This window comes from Celeribacter sp. HF31, assembly GCF_011806455.1.
GTDB lineage: Bacteria > Pseudomonadota > Alphaproteobacteria > Rhodobacterales > Rhodobacteraceae > Celeribacter.
The window spans coordinates 590,865-614,308 of sequence record NZ_JAATOT010000001.1 but is presented as its reverse complement, the minus strand read 5'-3'; the positions used below and the strand labels follow the sequence as shown (position 1 = coordinate 614,308).

The 23,444-nt window shown below is 61.9% G+C and carries 16 protein-coding genes; 7 read left to right on the top strand and 9 right to left on the bottom strand.

All coding sequences use genetic code 11. The annotated features are described in order from the left end of the window. Nucleotides 1–19 precede the first annotated feature (19 nt). Nucleotides 20–3,127 carry an efflux RND transporter permease subunit gene (locus HCZ23_RS03040; RefSeq protein ID WP_167600196.1) on the top strand — a complete coding sequence of 1,036 codons (3,108 nt, stop codon included), beginning with the start codon at nucleotides 20–22 and terminating at the stop codon, nucleotides 3,125–3,127. 64 nt (nucleotides 3,128–3,191) lie between these two features. Here the strand turns inward: HCZ23_RS03040 and mntR are convergent, their stop codons facing one another. Further along, entirely contained in the window at nucleotides 3,192–3,602 is a 411-nt protein-coding gene (gene mntR, locus HCZ23_RS03035; protein WP_167600195.1) for a manganese-binding transcriptional regulator MntR, read from the bottom strand. A gap of 95 nt (nucleotides 3,603–3,697) precedes the next feature. On the opposite strand from mntR, the gene HCZ23_RS03030 reads away from it, so the two are divergent. Further along, on the top strand, nucleotides 3,698–5,032 hold the full coding sequence (locus HCZ23_RS03030; protein WP_167600194.1) for an Nramp family divalent metal transporter: 1,335 nt from the start codon (nucleotides 3,698–3,700) through the stop codon (nucleotides 5,030–5,032). A gap of 60 nt (nucleotides 5,033–5,092) precedes the next feature. Here HCZ23_RS03030 and HCZ23_RS03025 read toward each other — a convergent pair whose 3' ends face one another. From HCZ23_RS03025 to HCZ23_RS02990, 8 genes are all read right to left on the bottom strand, one after another. Continuing rightward, nucleotides 5,093–6,724: an alpha-D-glucose phosphate-specific phosphoglucomutase gene (locus HCZ23_RS03025; RefSeq protein WP_167600193.1), complete on the bottom strand. Its 1,632-nt coding sequence runs from the start codon at nucleotides 6,722–6,724 to the stop codon at nucleotides 5,093–5,095. Between the two features lie 27 nt (nucleotides 6,725–6,751). Next, a complete protein-coding gene (malQ, locus tag HCZ23_RS03020; protein ID WP_167600192.1) occupies nucleotides 6,752–8,641 on the bottom strand; it encodes a 4-alpha-glucanotransferase in 1,890 nt (629 codons plus the stop codon). Then, nucleotides 8,634–10,724 (bottom strand): glycogen debranching protein GlgX, encoded by a 2,091-nt coding sequence (glgX, locus tag HCZ23_RS03015; protein ID WP_167600191.1) that lies wholly within the window; start codon nucleotides 10,722–10,724, stop codon nucleotides 8,634–8,636. Before glgX ends, malQ begins: the two co-directional genes overlap by 8 nt. Then, entirely contained in the window at nucleotides 10,721–12,166 is a 1,446-nt protein-coding gene (gene glgA / locus HCZ23_RS03010; protein ID WP_167600314.1) for a glycogen synthase GlgA, read from the bottom strand. Before glgA ends, glgX begins: the two co-directional genes overlap by 4 nt. 28 nt (nucleotides 12,167–12,194) lie before the next feature. Beyond that, nucleotides 12,195–13,454, bottom strand: coding sequence for a glucose-1-phosphate adenylyltransferase (glgC, locus tag HCZ23_RS03005; RefSeq protein ID WP_167600190.1), 1,260 nt, complete (start codon nucleotides 13,452–13,454; stop codon nucleotides 12,195–12,197). Nucleotides 13,455–13,484: 30 nt separating this feature from the next. Beyond that, nucleotides 13,485–15,698, bottom strand: a complete 2,214-nt coding sequence (glgB, locus tag HCZ23_RS03000) for a 1,4-alpha-glucan branching protein GlgB (RefSeq protein WP_167600189.1) — start codon at nucleotides 15,696–15,698, stop codon at nucleotides 13,485–13,487. A gap of 61 nt (nucleotides 15,699–15,759) precedes the next feature. Continuing rightward, nucleotides 15,760–18,147, bottom strand: coding sequence for a glycogen/starch/alpha-glucan phosphorylase (locus tag HCZ23_RS02995; protein WP_167600188.1), 2,388 nt, complete (start codon nucleotides 18,145–18,147; stop codon nucleotides 15,760–15,762). A 295-nt stretch (nucleotides 18,148–18,442) separates the two neighbouring features. Continuing rightward, nucleotides 18,443–19,117: an NnrU family protein gene (locus tag HCZ23_RS02990; protein WP_368487276.1), complete on the bottom strand. Its 675-nt coding sequence runs from the start codon at nucleotides 19,115–19,117 to the stop codon at nucleotides 18,443–18,445. Between the two features lie 161 nt (nucleotides 19,118–19,278). Between HCZ23_RS02990 and rfbC the strand changes: the two genes are divergently transcribed. The 5 genes from rfbC to rfbA are packed head-to-tail and all read left to right on the top strand — an operon-like array spanning nucleotide 19,279 to nucleotide 23,444. Beyond that, nucleotides 19,279–19,842 (top strand): dTDP-4-dehydrorhamnose 3,5-epimerase, encoded by a 564-nt coding sequence (gene rfbC / locus HCZ23_RS02985; protein ID WP_167600187.1) that lies wholly within the window; start codon nucleotides 19,279–19,281, stop codon nucleotides 19,840–19,842. After that, nucleotides 19,839–20,888, top strand: a complete 1,050-nt coding sequence (rfbB, locus tag HCZ23_RS02980; protein WP_167600186.1) for a dTDP-glucose 4,6-dehydratase — start codon at nucleotides 19,839–19,841, stop codon at nucleotides 20,886–20,888. Before rfbC ends, rfbB begins: the two co-directional genes overlap by 4 nt. Then, nucleotides 20,885–21,697 carry a sulfotransferase family 2 domain-containing protein gene (locus tag HCZ23_RS02975; protein WP_167600185.1) on the top strand — a complete coding sequence of 271 codons (813 nt, stop codon included), beginning with the start codon at nucleotides 20,885–20,887 and terminating at the stop codon, nucleotides 21,695–21,697. The genes rfbB and HCZ23_RS02975 overlap by 4 nt, the downstream gene beginning before the upstream one ends. 11 nt (nucleotides 21,698–21,708) lie before the next feature. After that, nucleotides 21,709–22,557: a dTDP-4-dehydrorhamnose reductase gene (gene rfbD / locus HCZ23_RS02970; protein ID WP_167600184.1), complete on the top strand. Its 849-nt coding sequence runs from the start codon at nucleotides 21,709–21,711 to the stop codon at nucleotides 22,555–22,557. Beyond that, a complete protein-coding gene (rfbA, locus tag HCZ23_RS02965; protein ID WP_167600183.1) occupies nucleotides 22,554–23,444 on the top strand; it encodes a glucose-1-phosphate thymidylyltransferase RfbA in 891 nt (296 codons plus the stop codon). Before rfbD ends, rfbA begins: the two co-directional genes overlap by 4 nt.

Below are 23,444 nucleotides of genomic sequence, written 5' to 3'. Positions count from 1 at the left end.
CCGATAAGGACCTGATTATATGGCTCGTTTTTTCATCGACCGCCCGGTCTTTGCCTGGGTGATTTCCATCCTGATCATGGGGGTCGGCCTGTTGTCGATCTTCACCCTGCCCGTGGCGCAATATCCGCAGATCGCGCCGCCTTCCGTCTCCGTGCGCGCCACCTATCCGGGTGCCTCGGCGGAAACCGTGGCCAATACCGTCACCCAGATCATCGAACAACAGATGACGGGTCTCGACGGCATGCGTTACATGTCCTCGTCCTCCACCTCTTCGGGCTCGGCGCAGATCACGCTGACGTTCGAGACCGGCACGGACCCGGACATCGCGCAGGTGCAGGTGCAGAACAAACTGTCACAGGCCACGGCGCTGTTGCCCGATGCGGTGCAGCGCCAAGGTGTGACGGTGGAAAAATCTTCCGCTGGCTTCCTGATGGTGATCGGGGTGATTTCCGAAGACGGCAGCATGGACCAGGCCGACCTCTCGGACTATCTCAACTCCAACCTCGTGGATGCCTTCAGTCGGATCGAAGGCGTGGGCGGCACACAGGTGTTCGGCGCGAAATACGCGATGCGCATCTGGCTGGATCCGTCGAAACTTGCCGCGTTTGACATGACGCCGACGGATGTGACCGGTGCCATCTCCGGCTATAACGCCCAGATTTCCGCTGGCTCTTTCGGCTCCTTGCCCTCGCCCGACGGTCAGGCCTTTACCGCGACGCTTACGGCGCAGTCCCTTTTGGAAACGCCGGAAGATTTCCGCAACATCATCCTGCGCTCGGAACAGAACGGCGGGCTTGTGTTGCTCGACGATGTGGCCCGTGTCGAAGTGGGCGCGGAAAACTACATGACTATTGCGGAATTTAACGGCAAACCGGCCTCCGGCATGGCGATCCAGTTGGCACCCGGCGCCAACGCGCTCGACACCTCGCATCGCGTGCGGGAAAAGATCGAGGACTATGCCCAATATTTCCCCGAGGGCATGACCTATGTGATCCCCTACGACACCACGCCCTTCATCGAAATCTCGATTCACGAGGTACAGAAAACCCTGATCGAAGCCATCGTTCTGGTGTTCTTCGTGATGCTCCTGTTCCTGCAAAACCTCCGCGCGACGCTCATCCCGACGCTCGCCGTGCCGGTGGTTATCCTTGGCACCTTCGCCATCCTCGCGGCCTTCGGCTTTACCATCAACGTGCTCACCATGCTCGCCATGGTGCTCGCCATCGGTCTTTTGGTCGATGACGCCATCGTTGTGGTGGAAAACGTCGAACGCATCATGGAAGAGGAAGGCCTCGGCCCTCGTGAAGCCACCAAGAAATCCATGGGCCAGATCACCGGCGCCCTCGTCGGCATCGCATTGGTGCTCTCCGCAGTGTTCGTGCCCATGGCCTTCTTCGGCGGCTCCACCGGCGTGATTTATCGCCAGTTCTCGATCACCATCGTCTCCGCGATGATGCTCTCCGTTCTGGTCGCTTTGACCCTGACACCCGCCCTTTGCGCCACAATTCTGCGTGGCAAGGACGCGCATCACGCGTCGCGAGGACCGTTTGGTTGGTTCAACAAAGCTTTCGACAAAATCTCTGGCGGCTACGGCGGCACGGTCGGCTACATCATCCGCCGTCCGCTGCGCATGGTGGCCGTTTATGCCCTGATGGGCGGTGGCATCGTCTGGCTCTTCATGCAGACGCCCACCGGGTTCCTGCCGGACGAAGACCAGGGCATCATGATGGCGCTGGTCCAAGGCCCGTCGGGTTCCACCGTAGAAAACACCCAGGCCGCCACCGACCAGATCCGCGACTATTTCCTCTCCGCCGAGAGCGATAACGTGGACTCGGTCTTCTCCGTCGTCGGCTTCTCTTTCTCCGGTGTGGGGCAAAACAACGGCCTCGCCTTTGTCCGCCTGAAAGACTGGGAAGAACGCCCCGAGGCACAGCAATCCGTCCAAGCCATGGCAGGCCGCGCCTTCCCGGCGATGATGGGCATTCAGGAAGCCATGGCCTTCCCCATCGTGCCGCCTGCGGTGATCGAACTGGGCAACGTCTCGGGCTTTGACTTCTATATTCAGGCCCCGGCCGGTCAGAGCCACGAACAGCTCTTGGAGGCGCGCAACATGCTTTTGGGCATGGCGACACAAAGCCCGCTGATTGCCTCGGTGCGTCCTTCGGGCCAGGAGGATGCGACCCAGTTCAAGCTGGACATCGACTGGCGTGCGGCGGGTGCCATGGGGGTCAACCCCTCCGAGGTCGGCAACACGCTGTCGATCGCCATGGCGGGCTCCTATGTCAACGACTTCAACGACCAGGGCCGCACCAAACGCGTTTATGTTCAGGGCGAACCGGATTCCCGCGCCACCCCGAGCGATCTGCAAAAATGGCGGGTCCGCAACAGCTCCGGCGAGCTGGTGCCGTTCTCGAACTTCACCTCCGAGCGCTGGATCTACGGGCCGCAGGGTCTGAACCGCTACAACGGCACGCCGTCGATGCAGATTCAGGGCTCCCCTGCTCCGGGCGTCTCCACCGGCGAAGCGATGGCGGAAATCGAGAGCCTCGTGGCGCAGATCCCCGGCAACTTTGCCGTGGCCTGGACCGGTCTGTCGCTCGAAGAACGCGAATCCGGCTCGCAAGCGCCGATGCTCTACATGCTCTCTCTGGCGGCGATCTTCTTCTGTCTCGCGGCGCTTTATGAAAGCTGGGCGATCCCCTTCTCCGTCATGCTCGCCATGCCGGTGGGGATCCTGGGCACGCTCTTCACCGCCTGGCATTTCGGCTTCCAGAACGGTGTGTTCTTTCAGGTGGGTCTTTTGACCGTGATCGGTCTGACCGGGAAAAACGCCATTCTGATCGTCGAATTTGCAAGAGAACAGGTCGAGGCCGGCACGCCGCTCCTCGAGGCCGTGCTCACCGCCGCGAAACAGCGTTTCCGCCCGATCATCATGACCTCCATGGCCTTCTCCTTGGGCGTTGTGCCGCTGGTTCTGTCCACGGGCGCGGGCGCCGGTGGCCGGATGGCCGTGGGGGCTGCCGTGCTCGGCGGCACCATCACCGGCACGGTTCTGGGCATCCTCTTCGTGCCGCTGTTCTTCGTGATCATCTTCAAGATCTTCGGCGGCAAAAAGAAAGCGGCCTGATCCGCACCACAAACAGCGAAAGGCCGGGCGTGATGCCCGGCCTTTTTCGTTTCCGACCTTCTGATTATTTGCCCTGCAAGAAGTCTTCGAAGGCTTTCAGAGATTGCTCTGAGACGTGATGTTCGATCCCTTCGGCATCCAATTCCGCGATCTCCTCGGGCACCCCCACCGCCACCAAAAGCGCCACCACGGTGCGATGTCGCGCCCGCACGCGCTCGGCCAGCTCTGCGCCCTCTTCGGTCAGGAACACGCCGCGATAAGGCCGCGAGGTGGCAAAGCCGTCGCGTTTGAGACGCGCAATCGCCTTGGTCGCGGTCGGTTGCGCCACGCCCATGCGTTCGGCGATGTCCGCCACCCGCGCCTCGCCCAGCTCCGCGATCAGATCGCCGATCATCTCGACGTAATCTTCAATGAGGGCCACGGATTGCGCCTCCCGCGCGCGGGCAAAGCGATCCGCCTGCTCCACCTCTGTCATCGCCCTCTCCCCTTTTGCTGCGCCTGCGAAAACTTCGATTGATTTAAATATAGCATAGGCTATAGATCATCTATAAGGCAATAGATGTGAGTCCAATGCAAAACGCGACACGCCAAAACGCAGCCCGGCAGAGCTCAAACCGCCAAGACCTGACGCGCAGAACCCAAAGCGGTATCACCGCCGTCCTCACCGGACAGCGCCACGGCTGGCGCAGTCGGTTGCTCTTTGCCGGTCCCGCGATCATCGCCTCTGTCGCCTATATGGACCCCGGAAACTACGCGACCAACATCCAAGCCGGCGCGGGTTATGGCTATACGCTTCTCTGGGTCGTGCTCTTGGCCAACCTCATCGCCATGCTGTTTCAGGCGCTCTCCGCACGGTTGGGCATCGTCACCGGCAAGAACCTCGCCGAACTGTCCCGCGACCACCTGCCCCGGCCTCTGGTCTGGGTGATGTGGGCGGTGAGCGAGGTGGCCGCCATGGCCACCGATCTCGCGGAATTCCTGGGCGGTGCCATCGGGCTTGCGCTTCTGTTCAACCTGCCGCTGATCGTCGGCATGGGCATCACCGCGATCGTGACCTATGGCATCCTGATTTTCGAGGGCCGCGGCTTTCGCCCGATGGAGCTGATCATCGGCGCCATGGTCGGCCTCATCGGCCTGTGTTATCTCGCGGAAATCCTCATCGCCCCCATCGACTGGGGCGCCACGGCGACCGGCCTTGTGACGCCCAATCTGCCCGATGCGGCGGCGCTGACCATCGCCGTCGGCATCATCGGCGCGACCGTGATGCCGCATGCGATCTACCTGCACTCCGGCCTGACGCAATCGCGCGCCGTGATGCGGGACGACGCCGACCGGCGGCGCGTGTTGAGCTATTCCAATACCGAGGTCGTTCTGGCCCTCGCCGTCGCCGGCATGGTCAATATGGCGATGGTCATGATGGCCGCCAGCGCCTTTCACCAAGGCCATTCCGAGGTGGCCGAGATCGAAACCGCCTATCACACGCTCACGCCGCTGTTGGGCGCGGCGGCCGCTGCGATTTTCCTGACCTCGCTGATTGCTTCGGGGATTTCTTCGTCGGTTGTGGGCACCATGGCGGGTCAAATGATCATGCAAGGGTTCCTGCACATCCGCATCCCGATCTGGCTCAGGCGCCTGATCACCATGGTCCCCGCCTTTGCCGTGGTCGCCATGGGGGTGAACGCCACCGAGGCCTTGGTCATGTCGCAGGTGGTTCTGTCCATCGCCCTGCCCGTACCGATGCTGGCGCTCTTGTATTTCTCCGCGCGTCGCGACGTGATGGGGGCGTTTCGGATCGGGCCGGTGCTGCGCGTGCTGGCCGTCTTGGGCGCTTGCGCGGTTTTGGGCCTCAACTTCGTGTTGTTGGCCGAGACCTTTGGCCTGCCCATCCCCTTCCTTGCGAATTGAACGAGCGCACTAAAAAAGCCGAGGCAATGCCCCGGCTTTCATCGTCCTCTGAGACAAAGCTCAGGTGATCACATCGGGCGCATTCCGGCCCGTGCGGCTGCGAATTTCCGCGAGCTTATCCGCCGCCGAAATGATCCCCGACAGGGCATTCTGCGGATTGTCCTGCAGGGCCGCCGCCTTGGTTTCGACCCTCTCCAGATAGACCCGGATCGTCGCGCCCTCGGTGCCCGTGCCCGACAGGCGAAACACGATGCGCCCACCGTCGGTGAAGAGGATGCGAATGCCTTGGCCTTCGGAGCGCGAGCCATCGACCGGATCGTCATAGGCGAACTCATCGGCGGCCTCGATGGTCATCCCCTCGATCACCCGCCCCGGCAGGTTGGGCAAGCGGCTGCGCAGCGCGTTCATCAAGCCATTGGCGGCGTCACTGTCGACCGCCTCGAAATCATGGCGCGAATAATAATTGCGTCCGAATTTGGCCCAGTGATCGGCCATGATCTCCGCCACAGATTGATCCCGCGCGGCCAGCACGTTGAGCCAAAACAGCACGGCCCAAAGCCCGTCCTTTTCGCGCACGTGATCCGAGCCGGTTCCGGCACTTTCCTCGCCACAAAGCGTCGCGCGGCCCGCGTCCAGAAGGTTGCCGAAGAACTTCCACCCCGTCGGCGTCTCATAACATTCGATCCCGGCGGCATGGGCCACACGATCGAGCGCGCGGGACGTCGGCATGGAGCGCGCCACGCCCTTGAGCCCGTCCTTGTAGCCTGGCACCAAAGCGGCGTTGGCGGCCAGAACGGCGAGACTGTCCGAGGGCGTTACATAGGCGTTGCGGCCCACGATCATATTGCGGTCGCCGTCGCCGTCCGAGGCCGCGCCAAAGTCGGGTGCATCCGACGAGAACATCAGATCCATCAACTCCTTGGCCCAAATCGGGTTCGGGTCTGGGTGACCGCCGCCAAAGTCCGGCAAAGGCACGGCGTTGACGACCGATCCCTCCGGCGCGCCCAGCGAGCCTTCGAGAATGGCCTTGGCATAGGGGCCGGTGACCGCATGCATCGCGTCGAAGCGCAGGGTGAACCCGGAGGCAAACAGATCGCGGATCGCTTCGAAATCAAAGATTTCTTCCATCATCAAATGGTAATCCGCCACCGGGTCGATCACCTCGATCTCCATGCCGAACATGGTCGAGGTGCCAAGCGTCGAGAGATCAACATCCTGCGCCTCGCAGATCGCGTATTCGCTCAGGCTCTGCGTCTCTTCGAAAATGCGCTGGGTGATATTTTCCGGCGCCGGGCCACCGTTCGCGGTGTTGAATTTGACGCCGAAATCCTCGGTCGGCCCGCCGGGGTTGTGCGAGGCAGACATGATGATGCCGCCATCCGTGCCGCGCGTGCGAATGAGGTTCGAGGCCGCCGGCGTGGACAAAAGCGCATTCTGGCCGATGATGACCTTTTTCGCGCCATTGGCCGCCGCCATGCGCAGGATCACCTGGGCCGCGCGTTCGTTGAAATAGCGCCCGTCGCCCCCCAGAACATAGGTCTTGTCTTTGGCGCCGCCCGTGCCGTTGAAAATCGCCTGCACGAAGTTTTCGAGGTAACGCGGCTGCATGAAGACAGGCGTTTTCTTGCGCAGCCCGGAGGTGCCGGGTTTCTGGCCTTCGATGGGGGTCGTGGAAACCACTTGGCGGGTCATGGCGTGTTGTTCCTCTCTTCGGTCTTTTTATCGGTCGTTCTGGCGCATGATCTCGGCCACACGGTCCAGTTTCTTATGGGTGGCAAGCGCCTTGGCGCCGCCCGGCAGCCTGAGCCGCCAGTTCGGGTATTCACTGGTGGTCCCCGGCAGGTTCTGTTGGTCCACCATATCAAGAATCACTTCGGCTTGCACCGCGACAAGTCGCGAGGGCGTCCGGGCCAGAAAGCCATGCAGCGCATCCTGCCCGGTGCTCAGCTCCACCTCGGGCAAAAGCCGATCAAGCGCCTCGACCTCGCGGGCGCGGTGGCCCTGATCTTTCGAGGTCTGGGCATTGTCGAGGCTGCCGATGCGGGCGCGCGCCGTGATGTCGGCGCCTTGACGCCACCCCATCCAGGTCGGCAGGTCATGGGTCGAAAACGACGCGATCGCCGCCTCGTCATAATCCTGCGCCGGTTTGAATTCCGGGTCGTCCCATTGCCAGCGCTCGAACATCGCCACGCGACAGCCCAAGACCCCCGACCCGGCCAGCGCATCGCGCAGCCCGTCGGGAATATTGCCCAAATCCTCACCGATGATGATCCCGCCCGCGCCACCATTGCCGCGCGCCGCCTCGATCCGGGCGACCGCGAGCATCGAGTCGCGCGGCATGGTCACATAGGAGCCGGGCGCGTTTTGCGGCACCCAGAAAGTGCGCTCAAAGCCAAGGATGTGATCGACCCGCAGCATGCCCGAGACGCGCAGTTGCCGCGCGAAGGTTTCCGCCAGAGGCGCATAGGCCTTGTCCCGGAGCGTGATCGGATTGAACGGTGCGAGGCCCCAGTTCTGCCCCTCGGAGGAGAAGGCATCTGGCGGCGCACCCAAGGATGCCCCAAAGGCAAAGCTGTCGCGATCTTCCCAGGTTTCGGCGCCATGCGGATGGGTGCCGACCGCCAGATCGACGTAAAGCCCATGGGTCATGCCCGCCGCTTTGGCCTGCGCCTGCGCCTCTGTGAGGGCCGCCTCGGCCCGCCATTGCAGCCAGCTGTGAAAGCCGATCTCGGCTTTCAACTCGGCACGCGCAGCGGTGCACTCCGGGCTTTCCGGGTCCTGATAGGCCTCCGGCCAACCCGACCAGAACGGCCCGAAACGATCCGACAGCGCCTGATGCAGGGCGAAGGTTTCGAGCGAGCGCCCCTCGGCCTCAAGATAGGCCGTGAACGCTTTGGAAGATTTGTCCTTTTCAAACGCCTCGCGCAGAGCCACAAGCCGCGCCGGACCGTCGTTTTCATAGTCCACAAGCCGGTCCGAGGCCCCGCCCGAGGTCTTGAGATGCAACACATTGAGACGGCGACGATGCGACGGCGTATAGGGGCTAAAGAGGCCGGGATCGGCAGGAAAGCCCGCATGCACCGGGTTCATGCCCAGAAAACTGCCGCCTCTTTCGCCCAGCCCCTGCACCAGCGGCAGAAGGTCGTCGTAAGAGCCGATGCCCTCGGGGGAAAGCGCATAAAGCGGCACGGTCATGCCCCATGCACGCTCCGGCAAGGGGATCGTCGAAGGCGCCGCCAAAAGCGTGATCCGCTGGGCGCCATGCGGTAGATCGGCCACGAGGTGATGGATGCCCAAGGGCACCAACGGCAGGCTTCCGACGCCCCGCCCTTCGGTCTTTGTGCCGTCCTCAAAAGTCAGACGCCAAGTGGCCTCTCCGATGTCGACCCAAGGCTTGGTCCCCGCCTCGAACACGATGTCCCACGGCAGCCAGGCATCGCCCGCGTCAAGATGCGCGCGGGCCTCGGCCTCTGTGTCGGCCTTGATCCCGAGAGCGGCCAAAAGCGCCACGGCCGTCTCGACGGAGGTCTCATGATAGCCCCCCATCTGGTCGTAGTAATTGGCGTGAACACCACGGGCATAGGCCAGTTCGAGGCGCAAATCAGTCATTATAGGCCTCCAGTTCCAGAACCAATGTGCTCTCGCAGGCAGCCTGTATCATCGGTGCATCGACCACTTCGCCGTCGATCTCCGGGTGCGCCGTGTCGATCCAAAGCCGCCAGCGCCGCCCATCCGGGCAGGCCGGGAGATGGACAGGCACCGCAGGGCCACGGTTGAAAATCAGGAACAGGGCCTCTTCGCGCTGCGCATAGGCCGGCGTGCCCGAGGCGATCCGCATCTCGACACAGAGCGTTTTCAGATCGGACCAGGCCCAATCCTCATCCGTCATCGGCGCGCCATTGGCCCGCCACCAGAACAGATCCTCAATGCCATCGACGATACGTTCGCGGGCGTGCAGGAACCGTTTCTGGCGCAGGATCGGGTGTTCGCGCCGGAACGCGATCAGACGCCGGACGAAATCGAGGAACGCGGGATCGGATTGCGACCAGTCGATCCAACCGATTTCATTGTCCTGACAATAGGCGTTGTTGTTGCCCTTTTGGCTGTTGCCCAACTCGTCTCCGGCCAAGAGCATCGGCGTGCCTTGGGAAAACAGCACGGTCGCCAAGAGGTTACGCCGCCGTTGCGCGCGGGCCGCCAGGATCGCGGGATCGTCAGTCGGGCCTTCGGTGCCCATATTGTCCGAGGCGTTGTCGCCATGGCCGTCACGGTTGCCCTCGCCATTGGCTTCGTTGTGTTTCTGGGTGTAGCTGACCACATCCATCAACGTGAACCCGTCATGCGCGGTGACGAAATTGACCGATGTCGTGGCCGGCCGCCCCGAATGGTCGAATTGCAGCGCAGAGCCGGTGATGCGGTCGGCCAGCACCGCAACGTGCCCCGCGTCCCCGCGCCAGAACCGCCGGATGCCGTCACGAAACTTGTCGTTCCATTCCAAAAACGGCGGCGGAAAGCCCCCGACGCGATAGCCACCGGGGCCGATGTCCCACGGTTCGGCGATGAGTTTGACGCGGGTCAGCACCGGGTCCTGACGGATCGCGTCGAAAAAACTGGCGCCCCGGTCAAAGCCGGTCGGCGTGCGACCCAAAGTGGTGCAAAGGTCAAAGCGGAAGCCATCGACATGCATCTCCTCGACCCAATATCGCAGGCTGTCCAACACCATGCGCAGCACCATCGGGTGGTCGATGTTGAGCGTGTTGCCGGTGCCGGTGTCGTTGATGTAGTAGCGCGGATTGTCGGCGAGGCGGTAATAGCTTCGGTTGTCGAGGCCGCGAAACGACAGGGTCGGACCCAATTCGTTGCCCTCGCCGGTGTGGTTGTAGACCACATCCATGATCACTTCGATGCCCGCAGAATGCAGCCGCGCGACCATGTGTTGGAACTCGGCGATCTGGTCATGCGCGAGGTAGCGCGGATCAGGGGCGAAGAAGCCAAGCGTCTGATAGCCCCAATAGTTCACCAGGCCTTTTTCGACCAAAAAGCGGTCATTGAGAAAGGCCTGCGCGGGCAGCAACTCAATCGCCGTGACGCCGAGTTTCACCAGATGATCGAGGATGGCGTCCGAGGCGAGGCCCAGGAATTTGCCCTTGTGCTGCACATCGGGGTGGAGCTGCGTCAGGCCTTTGACATGGGCCTCGTAGATCACCGATTTCGAGGTCGGCGTGCGCGGCGCCTTGTCGCGTCCCCAGGCGAACAGCACATCTTCGACCACACAACGCGGCATGTAGCGCGCGGAATCGCGTTTGTCGAAGGACAGATCGACCTCTTTGTCCCCGACCTTGTAGCCCATCACCGCATCGTGCCAGTCGAGATGTCGGGTCAGCCGTTTGGCATAGGGATCGAGCAAAAGCTTGTTGTAGTTGAAGCGATGCCCCTCATAGGGCGCATAGGGGCCGTCGGCGCGCAGCCCGTAGAGCTGACCGGGCCTAAGCCCCGGCACATAGCCGTGCCAGACATCGCCATCGCGTTCCGGCAGATCGAGCCGGTGCGTTTCCACCCGCCCGTCGGGCGAAAAGAGGCAGAGCGTGATGCGGTGCGCATGTTCGGAGAAGACTGCAAAATTGACGCCCTCGCCGTCAAACGTCGCGCCCAAAGGCGCGGCATGGCCGCCGAGGATCGTCAAGGAACTCATGCGCGGGCGCCCTCACTCTCACGGGTGCTCTCGCCTGATTCAACCATCTGTTTGAACAGCGCGGCATAGGCCTTGGCCGAGGTGTCCCAGCCGACGGGTTGCGCCATGGCGTTTTTCATCATCTGCGACCAGACGTCTTTGTCGCGGTAAAGATCGCAGAGCCGGGTCAGCCCCATCGAAAGCGCCTCTTTGGTCATCGGATAGACCTGCAGTCCGGTCGCCACGCCCGCCGCAAGCGCTGCCGAATTGGCGTTGATCACCGTGTCGGCCAGCCCGCCGGTGAGCGTCACCACCGGGATGGTGCCGAACCGCAACCCGTAAAGCTGGGTCAGACCACAGGGTTCAAAGCGCGACGGCACGAGGATCGCATCGCCGCCCTCAATGAGACGCCGCGCGAAGGCTTCGTCGTAGCCGATGCGCACGGCGACGCCGGGATATTTCTCTGCGGCATTGCGAAAGGCCGCCTCGAAATGCGGCTCGCCGGAGCCCAAAAGCGCCAGTTGACCGCCCTGCTCCAAGAGCATCGGCAACGCCTCAAGCAAAAGATCAAAGCCCTTTTGCCCCGTGAGCCGCGAGATCACGACACAGAGAGGCCCATCGCTGTCGGGCAGGTGCAATTCCTCGCGCAGCGCCGCCTTGTGTTTGTCCTTGCCCTTGGGGGATTTGTAGGACGGCTTCCAGAGATCGAGGTCGATGCCATTGAGAATGCCGGAAAAATCCGCGCCACGAGAGGCCAGAACCCCCTCCATCCCCAGCCCGAAAGCCCCGTCCATCAGCTCGCGCGCATAGGTCGGCGAGACGGTCGTGACCTTGGTCGAGGTCATGATCCCGGCTTTCAGCATCGAGATCTGGCCCCAATATTCATAGCCGCCCTCGGTGAACCCATGCGGCGGCAGGCCCAGCGTGCCGATCATATCGGCGCCGAAACAGCCCTGAAACGCGACGTTGTGGATGGTCATCAGCGTCTTGACCCGCTCGGCCGCGCCCAATTCGCGCAGGTAGATCGGCGTCAGACCCGCCTGCCAATCGTGCATATGGATCGCCTGCGGGACCCAGTCCTCAATGCCATGCGCGGCGATCATCGCAGCGGCCAGAGAGAGCGCGGCAAAGCGCTGCGCGTTGTCGCCCCAGTCATGCCCACCGGGGCCGATGTAAAGCGAGCCGTCGCGGTCATAGAGATGCGGCGCATCAAGGATATAAAGCACCTGATCGCCAAGCGTGCCGCGTCGAATGCGGGCAAAACCGCCGAAGAGGTCCCAGACCTCGAAAACCGTTTCGGCCTCGGGCTGGGCCTCCAAGACGGCGCGGTAGCCCGGCAAAAGCGTGCGCATCTCGACGCCCAGAGGCGCCAAAGCGCCGGGCAAAGCCCCCGCCACATCGGCCAAGCCGCCGGTTTTCACCAGCGGCACACATTCGGATGTCACGGAAAGAACGCGGATCATCGCTTCGGTCGCCATTACGCTCTTTTCCTCATCCACGCGCTCTCGCGTCCAGCATGTCCTGGGTGATCAGGGTCACACCGCCGGGCGAAACGCGGAACCACTTGGCATCGACCTCCGGGTCCTCACCCACGACGAGGCCTTCGGGCACATGCACACCGCGGTCCACCACCACGTTTTTCAACCGGCAATGCCGCGAAATATAGGCCTTGGGCAGAACCACGGCGCGTTCCAGCGAGGAATAGGAATTGGTCATCACATGGGTGAACAACAGGCTTTCGCGGATTTCCGTCCCCGAAATGATACAGCCGCCCGAAACCATGGAACTCACCGCAGAGCCGCGCCGGTCGGGGCGGTCGTGGATGAATTTCGCGGGCGGGGTGTTTTCGGAGTAGGTCCAGATCGGCCACTCTTTGTCCCACATATCCAGTTCCGGCGTGAAATCCGTCATGTCGATATTGGCCTTCCAATAGGCGTCAATCGTGCCCACGTCGCGCCAATAGGCCGGCGCCTCCGGGTGACGCACGCAGCTGTCGGTGAAACGATGCGCCTGCGCCTTGCCTTTGCGCACCAGCTCTGGGATCAGATCGTTGCCGAAATCATGGCTGGAATGCGGATCTTCCATATCTTCGAGCAAGCGTTCGCGCAGGAATTTCCAGTTGAAGACATAGATGCCCATCGAGGCCAGAGATTTCGTCTCATCGCCCGGAATGGCGGGCGGATCGGCGGGTTTTTCAAGAAACGTCGTGATGCGGTCTTTCTCGTCGACGCCCATGACGCCAAAGGCCGAGGCCTCCTTGCGATCCACCGTCAGGCAGCCGACGGTGACATCGGCGCCGGTGTCCACATGCTGGCGGATCATCACTTCATAATCCATTTTGTAGATATGGTCGCCCGCGAGGATCAGGATGTAATCCACGTCGTAACTGTCGATGATGTCGATGTTTTGCGCCACAGCATCCGCCGTGCCGCGATACCAGGTGCTTTCCTCATAGCGCTGGGACGCGGGCAGAATATCCAAGAATTCGTTGCGCTCGGCGCGGAAGAACGTCCAGCCGCGCTGGATGTGGCGAATGAGCGAATGCGCCTTGTACTGTGTGGCGATCGCCATCTTGCGAATGCCGGAATTCAGCGCGTTCGAGAGGGCGAAATCGACGATCCGGTTCTTGCCGCCGAAATAGACGGCGGGTTTCACCCGCTCGTTGGTCAGTTCCTTGAGCCGCGAGCCGCGTCCGCCCGCGAGCACGAAGGCGACGGTGCGACCAGAGAGCCTGTTGCGCGTATGTGGCATCTGTTTATCCTCTCACGTGCCCCTTTGGGGTCACGCCCCTTCCTTAATAAAAATCAATGTCGACAGCGGCGGCACGCAAATCGTGGCCGCGGCAGGTTGGCCCTGCCAGTCTTGGTCCTCAAGGCGCGTCGCGGTGACGCCGCCCATATTGCCGCGCCCGCCGCCGCCGTAGCTCTGCGCATCGGTGTTCAGCGCCTCCTGCCAGCGACCTTCCGAGGGGAAGCCAAGTTGGTAAGCCATCCGCTCCACCGGCGTGAAGTTGCAAACCACGACGACCTCCGGGTCGCCCGGCCTGCCGCGCCGGACCCAGGCGTAAATCGAGGCCTCGGCATCGTTGGCTTCGATCCACTGGAACCCGTCGCCTTCGCAGTCTTTCGCATAAAGCGCGGGCGTGCCCTGATAGAGATGGTTCAGATCGCGCACGAGGCTTTGGACGCCTTCGTGCATATGATAGCCCAAACAGGCCCAGTCGATCTCTGCCTCATGGTTCCACTCCTGCCATTGGGCGAATTCCTGCCCCATGAACAAAAGCTTCTTGCCCGGATGCGCCCACATGAAGCCGTAGTAGGCGCGCAGGTTGGCGAATTTCTCCCATTCCTCCCCCGGCATTTTCGAGAGCATGGATTTCTTGCCGTGGACCACTTCGTCGTGGCTGATCGGCAAGATGAAATTCTCGGAAAAGGCGTAATGCAGGCCAAATGTCATCTGGTGGTGATGGTATTTGCGATGCACCGGCGCGCGCGACATGTAGTCCAGCGTGTCGTTCATCCAGCCCATGTTCCACTTGAACCCGAACCCAAGCCCGCCCGTGTCCACCGGCGCAGACACGCCCGCATAGGCCGTGCTTTCCTCGGCCACGGTCATGATCCCCGGCACTTCGCCATAGGTGAGCGTGTTCATGGTTTGCAGCATGGAGATGGCTTCGAAATTCTCGCGTCCGCCCTGTGCGTTCGGGATCCACTGGCCCTCTTCGCGCGAATAATCGCGGTAGATCATCGAAGCGACCGCATCCACGCGCAGCCCGTCGATGTGATATTCTTCGAACCAATAGAGCGCGTTGGAGGTCAGGAAATTGGCCACTTCCAAACGGCCGTAATTGTAGATCAGCGTGTTCCAATCCTGATGGAAGCCTTCGCGCGGATCGGCATGCTCATAAAGCGCGGTGCCGTCGAATTGGCCCAACCCATGGCTGTCCGTGGGGAAATGCCCCGGCACCCAGTCGATCAGAATGCCCAGCCCCGCCTCATGCGCCGCATTCACCAGATCCCGGAACTCATGCGGCGGACCGAAGCGCACGGTGGGCGCGAAAAGCCCCACCGGCTGATAGCCCCAGGAGCCATCGAACGGATATTCCGAGATCGGCATCAGCTCGATATGGGTGAAGCCCATGTCTTTGGCGTAGTCCACCAGCTCGACCGCCGCCTCTTTGTAAGAGATCGGGCGCGCACCGCCATAGGCGTTTTCCTTGTGCTTCCACGAGCCAAGCTGCACCTCGTAGATCGAGATCGGTTTGTCGCGGCTCTGCACCGATTGGCGGGTCTCAAGCCAAGCCTCATCGGACCAGCCATAGCCCTTGATGTCGCGCACCACGGAGGCCGTTTCCGGCGGGTGCTGGCTGCCGAAACCGACGGGGTCGGCCTTAAGCCGCACTTCGCCGTAAGCGCCGATCACTTCGTATTTATAGGCCGTGCCCTCGCCGACGCCGGGCATGAAAATTTCCCACACCCCCGTGGCGCCGCGACGGCGCATGACATGACGACGCCCGTCCCAGGCGTTGAAATCGCCCACCAAAGACACGCGCCGCGCGTTGGGCGCCCAGACCGCGAAATGCGTGCCCTCTGTGCCCTCATGTTCCATCACATGGGCGCCAAGCGCTTTCCAGACGTGGTGATGCGTGCCCTCGCCCAGAAGGTATTCGTCGATCTCGCCCAGAACCGGACCAAAGCGATAGGCGTCCTCGACGGTCCAGATCACCGTCCCATGCCGCCCTTCGAGCAGGTAAGGTTTGGTGCCCGACACTTTGCCGTGGAACAGCCCCGCGTAGCCGGTCACCGGCGCCAGCGGATAGCGTTTGCCGCCGGAAAGCGCCGTCATCTCGTCTGCGCCCGGATCGAAGGCCGTGACGAAACGCACCCGGCCCTTTTTGTGCGGCCCCAAAATGGCGAAGGGATCGTCGAAACGTCCCTCACAAATTTGGGACAAAATCTTTGCGTCTGCAAAGTCGTGGTCTTGTGCCGGAGCCATGCGAAATTCCTTTGTTCATGGCAAGCTTAAAGGATTCGGACCCCCGCACAATCCTTTGATTTTACGCGAGAAGACTTTCAGCTCCCCAAATATCGCACATATAACCGCGAATTGTGCGATCAGAGGAGAACCAGCCTGAGCGCGCGGTATTGAGCGCCGCCATTTTGGCCCAGGCTTTGGGGGCCAGATAGGCCTTGTCCACCTCCCGTTGGGCGCGCCAATAGTCGGTGAAATCGGAGCAGACAAGGAAGTAATCCGACCAGGTCAGATTGTCGGCGATATGGGTGTAGCGGCCCGGATCTTCGGGGCTGAAGGTACCATCACGAAGCGCTTCCAAAGCCCGGCCCAGACGCGGGTCGGCGTTGATCGCCTGTTGCGCGTGGTCGTGGATCATCCGGCGTTGCATCACCTCATCGGCCAACATGCCGAAGAGAAAGAAGTTTTCTTCGCCGACCTGTTCGCGGATTTCCACATTGGCGCCATCGAGCGTGCCGATGGTGGGCGCGCCATTCAGCGCAAATTTCATGTTCCCGGTGCCGGAGGCCTCCTTGCCCGCCGTCGAGATTTGTTCGGACAGATCGGCGGCAGGCACCAGTCGTTCGGCCAGCGTCACGTTGTAGTTCGGCAGGAACACCACCTGCAACACATCGCGCGTCGCGGCATCAGAATTGACCAGTTTGGCGACGTCGTTGATCAGCCGGATGATGTCTTTTGCAAAGTAATAGCCCTGCGCCGCCTTGCCCGCAAAAATCTTGACCCGCGGCGCCCAATCGGCGTTCGGGTTGTCCTTGATCTCCTGCCAGTGGGCGATGGTCTCGAGGATGTTGAGGTGCTGGCGCTTGTATTCGTGCATCCGCTTGATCTGGATGTCGAACATGGCGTCGGGGTTGAGTTTCACCCCATGCGCCTCCGCCACATAGTCGCACAGCGCGGCTTTGTTGGCGGATTTCACGCCCATGAAGCGGTCGAGCCAGCCCGCGTCCTCGATGGACGGTTCGAGCTTTTTCAATTGCTCAAGGTCGGCGATCCATTCGTTGCCGATGGTCTCGGTGATCAGGCCGGACAGAGCCGGATTGCACGAATGCATCCAGCGGCGCGGCGTCACCCCATTGGTCTCATTGACGATGCGCTCCGGGTGCAGCGCGTTCAACTCCTTGAACACGGTTTTCTTCATCAGATCGGTGTGCAGCGCTGAGACGCCGTTCACCTTATTGGCCATGATGAAGGACAGCTCGCCCATCTTGACCTGACCGTCGGAGCGCGACGACAGGGTGCGCTGCGGATTGGCGCGGTAATGCGCGTCGTCGATGCGGTTGATGATGTCGATGTGACGCGGCAGAAGACGGCCGAACAGGCGCTCGTCCCACCGCTCCAATGCCTCCGGCAGAAGCGTATGGTTGGTGTAGTTGATACAGCCATGGACGATCTCAAGCGCCTCCTCGAAGGACAGGCCGCGCTCGTCATGCAGGATGCGCAACAGCTCAGGCCCGGCAATCGCCGGATGCGTGTCGTTGAGCTGGATCGCGATCTTTTTCGGCAGAAGTTTCAAATCGTTATGCTGGCTGTCAAAGCGGCGCAGGATGTCGCGGATCGAGGCGGCGGAGAAGAAATACTCCTGTTTGAGGCGCAACTCTTTCCCGGCTTCGTTGCTGTCCTCGGGGTAGAGCACGCGCGAAATGGTGCGCGCCAGCGCCTCATGTTCGGACGCGGCGGCAAAATCGCCGGAGTTGAACAGGCCCAGATCGAAGGGATCGACCGCGCGGCCAGACCAGAGGCGCAGCGTGTTGGCCCAGCGTCCCTGCCAGCCGACGATGGGGGTGTCGAAGGCTTCGGCCTGAATCATCTCGGCGGGGCGCCAGATCGTCTTGCCGTTCTCATAGGCGACATCGCCGCCAAAGCCGATGTTGATGCGCACTTCCGGGCGTTCGAATTCCCAGGGGTGCGGTTCCTGAAGCCAGGTCTCCGGGCTCTCGACCTGACGGCCGTCGACAAAGCTCTGTTTGAACAACCCGTTCTCATAGCGGATGCCATAGCCCATGGCCGGACAACCTATCGTGGACAGGCTGTCGAGGAAACAGGCCGCCAGTCGGCCCAAGCCCCCATTGCCCAGTGCCGCATCCGGTTCGTCGTCCAGAATGGTGCGCATATCCATGCCAAAGCTCTCAAGCGCCTCTTTCACCTCTTCGACCATATCGAGATTGAAAATCCCGTCTTCGAGCAGACGCCCGATCAGGAATTCCATCGAGAGGTAATAGACCCGCTTGCCATCTTGCTCATAGGTCTTGCGCGTCGAGGCGACCCAAGTGTCAACGATCCGGTCGCGGATCGCGTGCGAAAGCGCCATCCGCCAGTCGAAGAACTGCGCGTGTTCCGGGTCCTTGCCCATCGTATAGGTGAGATGCTGAAGAAGGGCGTCGCGGAAATTGGGGGTCTGTGCAGTTCGCACCATGGATCACCTTATGACTAAAAGAGAGGGGAGGAACACTTGTAACACACTGCTTTCCAGCTAAGACGGAAAGCTGAGGCGATGGCAAGGTGGCCCTCTTCGTTTTCTGGCTGCGGTGCGGCATTTGCATCCTAATCGAACATTTGAAGACTTCTGCGCCCTGACATCGCCTGTTCCCGCAGCAGATGTGCATTGATCCCGGCCAAAACCCGCCGCATCGTCTTTCTTCGCCCCTTCCTAGGAGCAGAATATGAATGTTTTATGCAGAGAGTTTCAAATTTCGGACCGGACCCTCGCCTCAAAACAGCGGATTGACGCCGATCACCGGTCCGTGCGCCAGGATCAAACCGCCATAGAGCAGGAACCCGGCCAGAAGACGAAGCACCACCGTCCCGGATGGCGGCCAAAGCAGCCGCGAGATCGGCAGGGCACGGGTCTCGGCCCAGAGCCGGTCGTACTCCGCCCCCATCTCGCGCCGCTTGCGCCGTGTGATCATCTTGCCTCCCAGCACAGCGAAGCCCGCCAGAGGGGCAAAAAGCACCACATGCGCCAAATCGCCATTGGCCAAAACATGCGCTCCACCCCACAGCGCCAAGGCCAGCAAAAGAGGATGCCGGGTGAGACGAACAATGCCCGGATGCGCAGGGTCGAAACGGTCGTTCTGCGCGCCGCCGAAGGAAAACGGATTGGGCCGCGCGATCCCCAAGGCCAACACGAGACAGGCGATCAGCATGAGCGTGAGGGCCGTGTGGCGCCCCGCCGCGCCGAACTCCCAAAGCGGCACGAAGGGCGCGCGTCCGGCGGCCACGATCAGCCAGATCAGGATCATCAGCGACAGTATTGAATAGATCAGCGAAAACCCGCGCGCGCCCAGATGCCGCACCAGCCAGGGTTTCACCTTTGGCCGCACCGGCACCGCATGGCTGAGGAAAAACACGGCCATGGCCCCTATGAATTCCGTCCAGACCATCATCAGCGCCTCCTCTTTTGCCAGATATCCCTCCGCATCGGGCGGGGCGTTGTCTGGTCTTAAGTCATGAGGAACGTTTCACTTTTCTTCCGACTGTTATAGAGGGAAAACAACCTGAGGTCGCAAGGGCCTCGCCAAAGACTGGAGGCCCCGTGAAAATCGACATGAAAATCGAAGAGACAGGCTTGCCGGATGTGCTGCGACTCATTCCGGCGCGGTTCGGGGATCATCGGGGATTTTTCTCAGAAAGCTGGAACAAGGCGCGGCTTGAGGCCGAGGGGCTGTTCCTGCCCGAGTTTGTGCAGGACAACCATTCGCTGTCGCGTGAGGTGGGCACGGTGCGGGGCCTGCATTTCCAAAGCCCGCCGCATGCGCAGGGCAAGCTCGTGCGTTGTGGCCGGGGTCGGATTTTCGACGTGGCGGTGGATGCGCGCAAGGACTCGGAGACCTACGGGCACTGGTATGGTGAGGACCTGTCGTTCGAGAACGGGGTTCAGCTCTGGATTCCGGCCGGGTTCCTGCATGGGTTCATGACCTTGGAGCCCGACAGCGAGATCATCTACAAATGCACCGATCATTATGCGCCCGACTGCGACGGCGCGGTGAAATGGGACAGCTGCGGCATCGACTGGCCGCTGGACGGGATCACGCCGGTGATCTCGGAAAAAGACGAAAAAGCACAAGAGTTTGCGGCCTTTGAGACGCCGTTTACGAAGGACAAGACATGAGACTATTGGTGACGGGTGGCGCGGGGTTCATCGGCTCTGCGGTGGTGCGATTGGCGGTGGCGCGCGGACATGAGGTGATCAATCTCGATGCGCTGACCTATGCGGCCTGTCTCGACAATGTGGCCTCTGTGTCGGACAGCCCGCTTTACGCCTTTGAACAGGTGGACATCCGCGACCGTGCGGCGCTTGATCGTGTGTTCGCGGCGCATCGTCCCGATGTGGTGATGCACCTTGCCGCCGAGAGCCATGTGGACCGCTCCATCGACGGGCCGGGCGATTTCATCGAGACCAACATCACGGGCACCTTCAACATGCTGGAGGCGGCGCGCAAATACTGGGTCGAGGCGGGCAGGCCGGAGGGGTTCCGCTTTCACCACATCTCGACCGACGAGGTCTTCGGCTCGCTGCCCGCGGACACATCGGTGCAGTTCACAGAGGACACGCCCTATGACCCACGCTCGCCCTATTCGGCGTCGAAAGCGAGCTCGGACCATCTGGTGCGCGCCTGGCATGAGACCTATGGCTTGCCCGTCGTGCTCACCAATTGCTCGAACAACTACGGGCCTTTCCACTTTCCCGAGAAGCTCGTTCCGGTGATCATTCTCAATGCGCTGGCGGGCAAGCCGCTGCCGATTTACGGCGACGGCTCAAACGTGCGCGACTGGCTTTATGTCGAGGATCACGCGGATGCGCTTTTGCTTGTGGTGGAGAAGGGCGCGCTTGGCCGGAGCTACAACATCGGCGGTGAGAACGAGCGCACGAACCTCGAACTGGTCGAGACGCTCTGCGCGATCCTCGATGAGAAACGGCCCAAAGACAGCGGCCGCTACGCCGACCAGATCACCTTTGTCACCGACCGCCCTGGCCACGACGCGCGCTACGCCATCGACCCGACGCGCATCCGCGACGAGCTGGGCTGGCGGCCCTCGGTGACGGTTGAGGAGGGGCTGGCGCGCACGGTGCAATGGTATCTCGACAATGAGAACTGGTGGCGACCTTTGCAGGCGCGCCAAGGTGTTGGTGAGCGGTTGGGGGTGACGGGATGACGCGGGCTTTCCGGTATTCCGCGGCGTCCCCTGCGGTTCTGCGGCAAAATGCAAGGCACGGATTTGCCGCGCGTCACGCGCTTTGCCATTATGGATCGGACACGGTTTATTCTTTTATCCCCAAGAACGGCTGTTCGACGATGCGCCTGTCGCTGGCGGTCGCCAACGGATGTATCGCGGACGAGCAGGACTGGCTTTGGATTCATGCGAACAACGAGACCTTCCGGGCGAGCTTGCGAGAGCTTGCCCGTGCGCGTTTCACCTTTGTGATCCTGCGATGCCCCTTCTCACGTCTGGCGAGCGCCTTTCTCGACAAGATCGTCTCGCGCAAACCCGACTTTTGGGAGCTGCACCGCGCGGAGGGGGAGAGGTTCGATCCCGCCTCCCTGAGTTTTCGCGGGTTCGTGAAGCTGTTGCAAAAGCCGGGGCATCTGCGGCGCAATCTTCACTGGGCGCCGCAAAGCGACTTTCTGGTCTACAAGGACTATGTTTTCTGGGGCGCGCTCGAATCCTTTGACGCGGCGAAACAAAAGATCGAGATGGAAACAGGCATGACGATCCTCGATGCGCGTCCTTGGACGGCGCATGGCACCTCCGGCGGCGAGGTCGTCGAGGCGCAGAATTTCGCCGACATGACCCTTCATCGTCTGGAGGGGTTGAAGATCGACGGCCGGTTGCCCCCCCATGCGCAGCTCTACGATGCGCAGCTTCGTGAGAGTGTCGCGCGGCTCTATGCCGACGATCTTAAGCTCTACATTGAACGGCTGGGCCGCGAGCGCCTGACCTTTCCCGATATTGAGATTCCTTAGAAGGATGAGATATGACAATCCTCGTTTTCGGCTCGACCGGCCAGGTCTCCACGGAGCTTCACACGCTTTTGCCCGAGGCGGTTTTTCTTGGGCGTGAGGCGGCGGATCTGACGGATCCGGCGGGATGTGCGGCGGCGATTGCGGCGCATCAGCCCGAGGCCGTGATCAACGCGGCCGCCTACACGGCGGTCGACCGTGCCGAAGAGGAGGAGGCCACCGCCGCCCTCGTGAACGGCGAGGCCCCCGGCGCCATGGCCCGGGCCTGTGCCGAGCTGGGCATTCCTTTTGTCCATATTTCAACGGATTACGTTTTTGACGGCGGCGGCGAGACCCCGTTTGCACCGGATCATCCGACCGCGCCTCTGGGCGCTTACGGGCGCACAAAGCTCATGGGCGAAGAGGCCGTGCGCGCGGCGGGCGGGACCCATGCGATTCTGCGGACCTCCTGGGTGTTTTCAAGCCACGGGGGCAATTTCGTCAAGACCATGCTGCGGCTCGGGGCGGAGCGCGACCGGCTCACCATCGTGGCCGACCAGATCGGCGGACCGACGCCCGCCCGCGCCATCGCCGAGGCCTGTGTCAGCATCGCCGACCAACTCGCGCGCGACCCCGCCAAGACCGGCACCTACCATTTCTCCGGCGCGCCGGACGTGAGCTGGGCCGATTTCGCCCGCGCGATTTTCGAGACTGCGAAGATCAACTGCGCGGTCGAGGACATCCCGAGCAGCGCCTATTCCACCCCCGCCAAACGCCCCGCCAACAGCCGCATGGACTGCACCGCGACCGAGGCCACATTCGGCATCCATCAGCCCGACTGGCGCGCGGGCGTCAAAGAGACGATCGAGGAGTTGAGAGCATGAGCACCGTTCACCGCAAAGGCATCATTCTGGCGGGCGGGTCGGGCACGCGGCTTTATCCGCTGACCATGGCCGTGTCGAAACAGCTCATGCCGATCTACGACAAGCCAATGATCTACTATCCCTTGTCGGTTCTCATGCTGTCGGGCATCCGCGAGATCGCGCTGATCACCACGCCCGAGGATCAGGCCCAGTTCAAACGCCTGTTGGGCGACGGCAGCCATTGGGGCCTGTCGCTCACCTATATCACCCAGCCCTCGCCGGACGGTCTGGCGCAGGCCTATCTGTTGGCCGAGGACTTCCTCGACGGCGCGCCGTCCGCGATGGTTCTGGGCGACAATATCTTTTTCGGTCACGGCCTGCCGGAAATGTTGGCCGCCGCGGATGCGCGCGACACGGGGGGCACGGTGTTTGGCTATCACGTCGCCGATCCCGAGCGCTATGGCGTGGTGAAATTCGACCGCGACGGAAGGGTCGAGGAGATCATCGAAAAACCTGAGGTGCCGCCGTCGAATTACGCCGTCACGGGCCTCTATTTCCTCGATGGCGATGCGCCGCGTCGAGCGCGGGAGGTCAAACCCTCTGCGCGAGGCGAGTTGGAGATCGTCACGCTTTTGGAAAGCTATCTCAAAGACGGCACGCTGTCGGTCGAGCGCATGGGGCGCGGCTATGCCTGGCTCGACACCGGCACCCATGGTTCGCTCCTGGATGCGGGAAACTTCGTGCGCACGCTGGCGCTACGTCAGGGGATGCAATCGGGGTGCCCCGAAGAGATTGCCTACACACAGGGCTGGATCGACGACGCACAGATGGCGAAACATGCCGAGACCTTCCAGAAAACCGCCTATGGCACATATCTCAAAACGCTGATGCACCAGAAACATATCTGA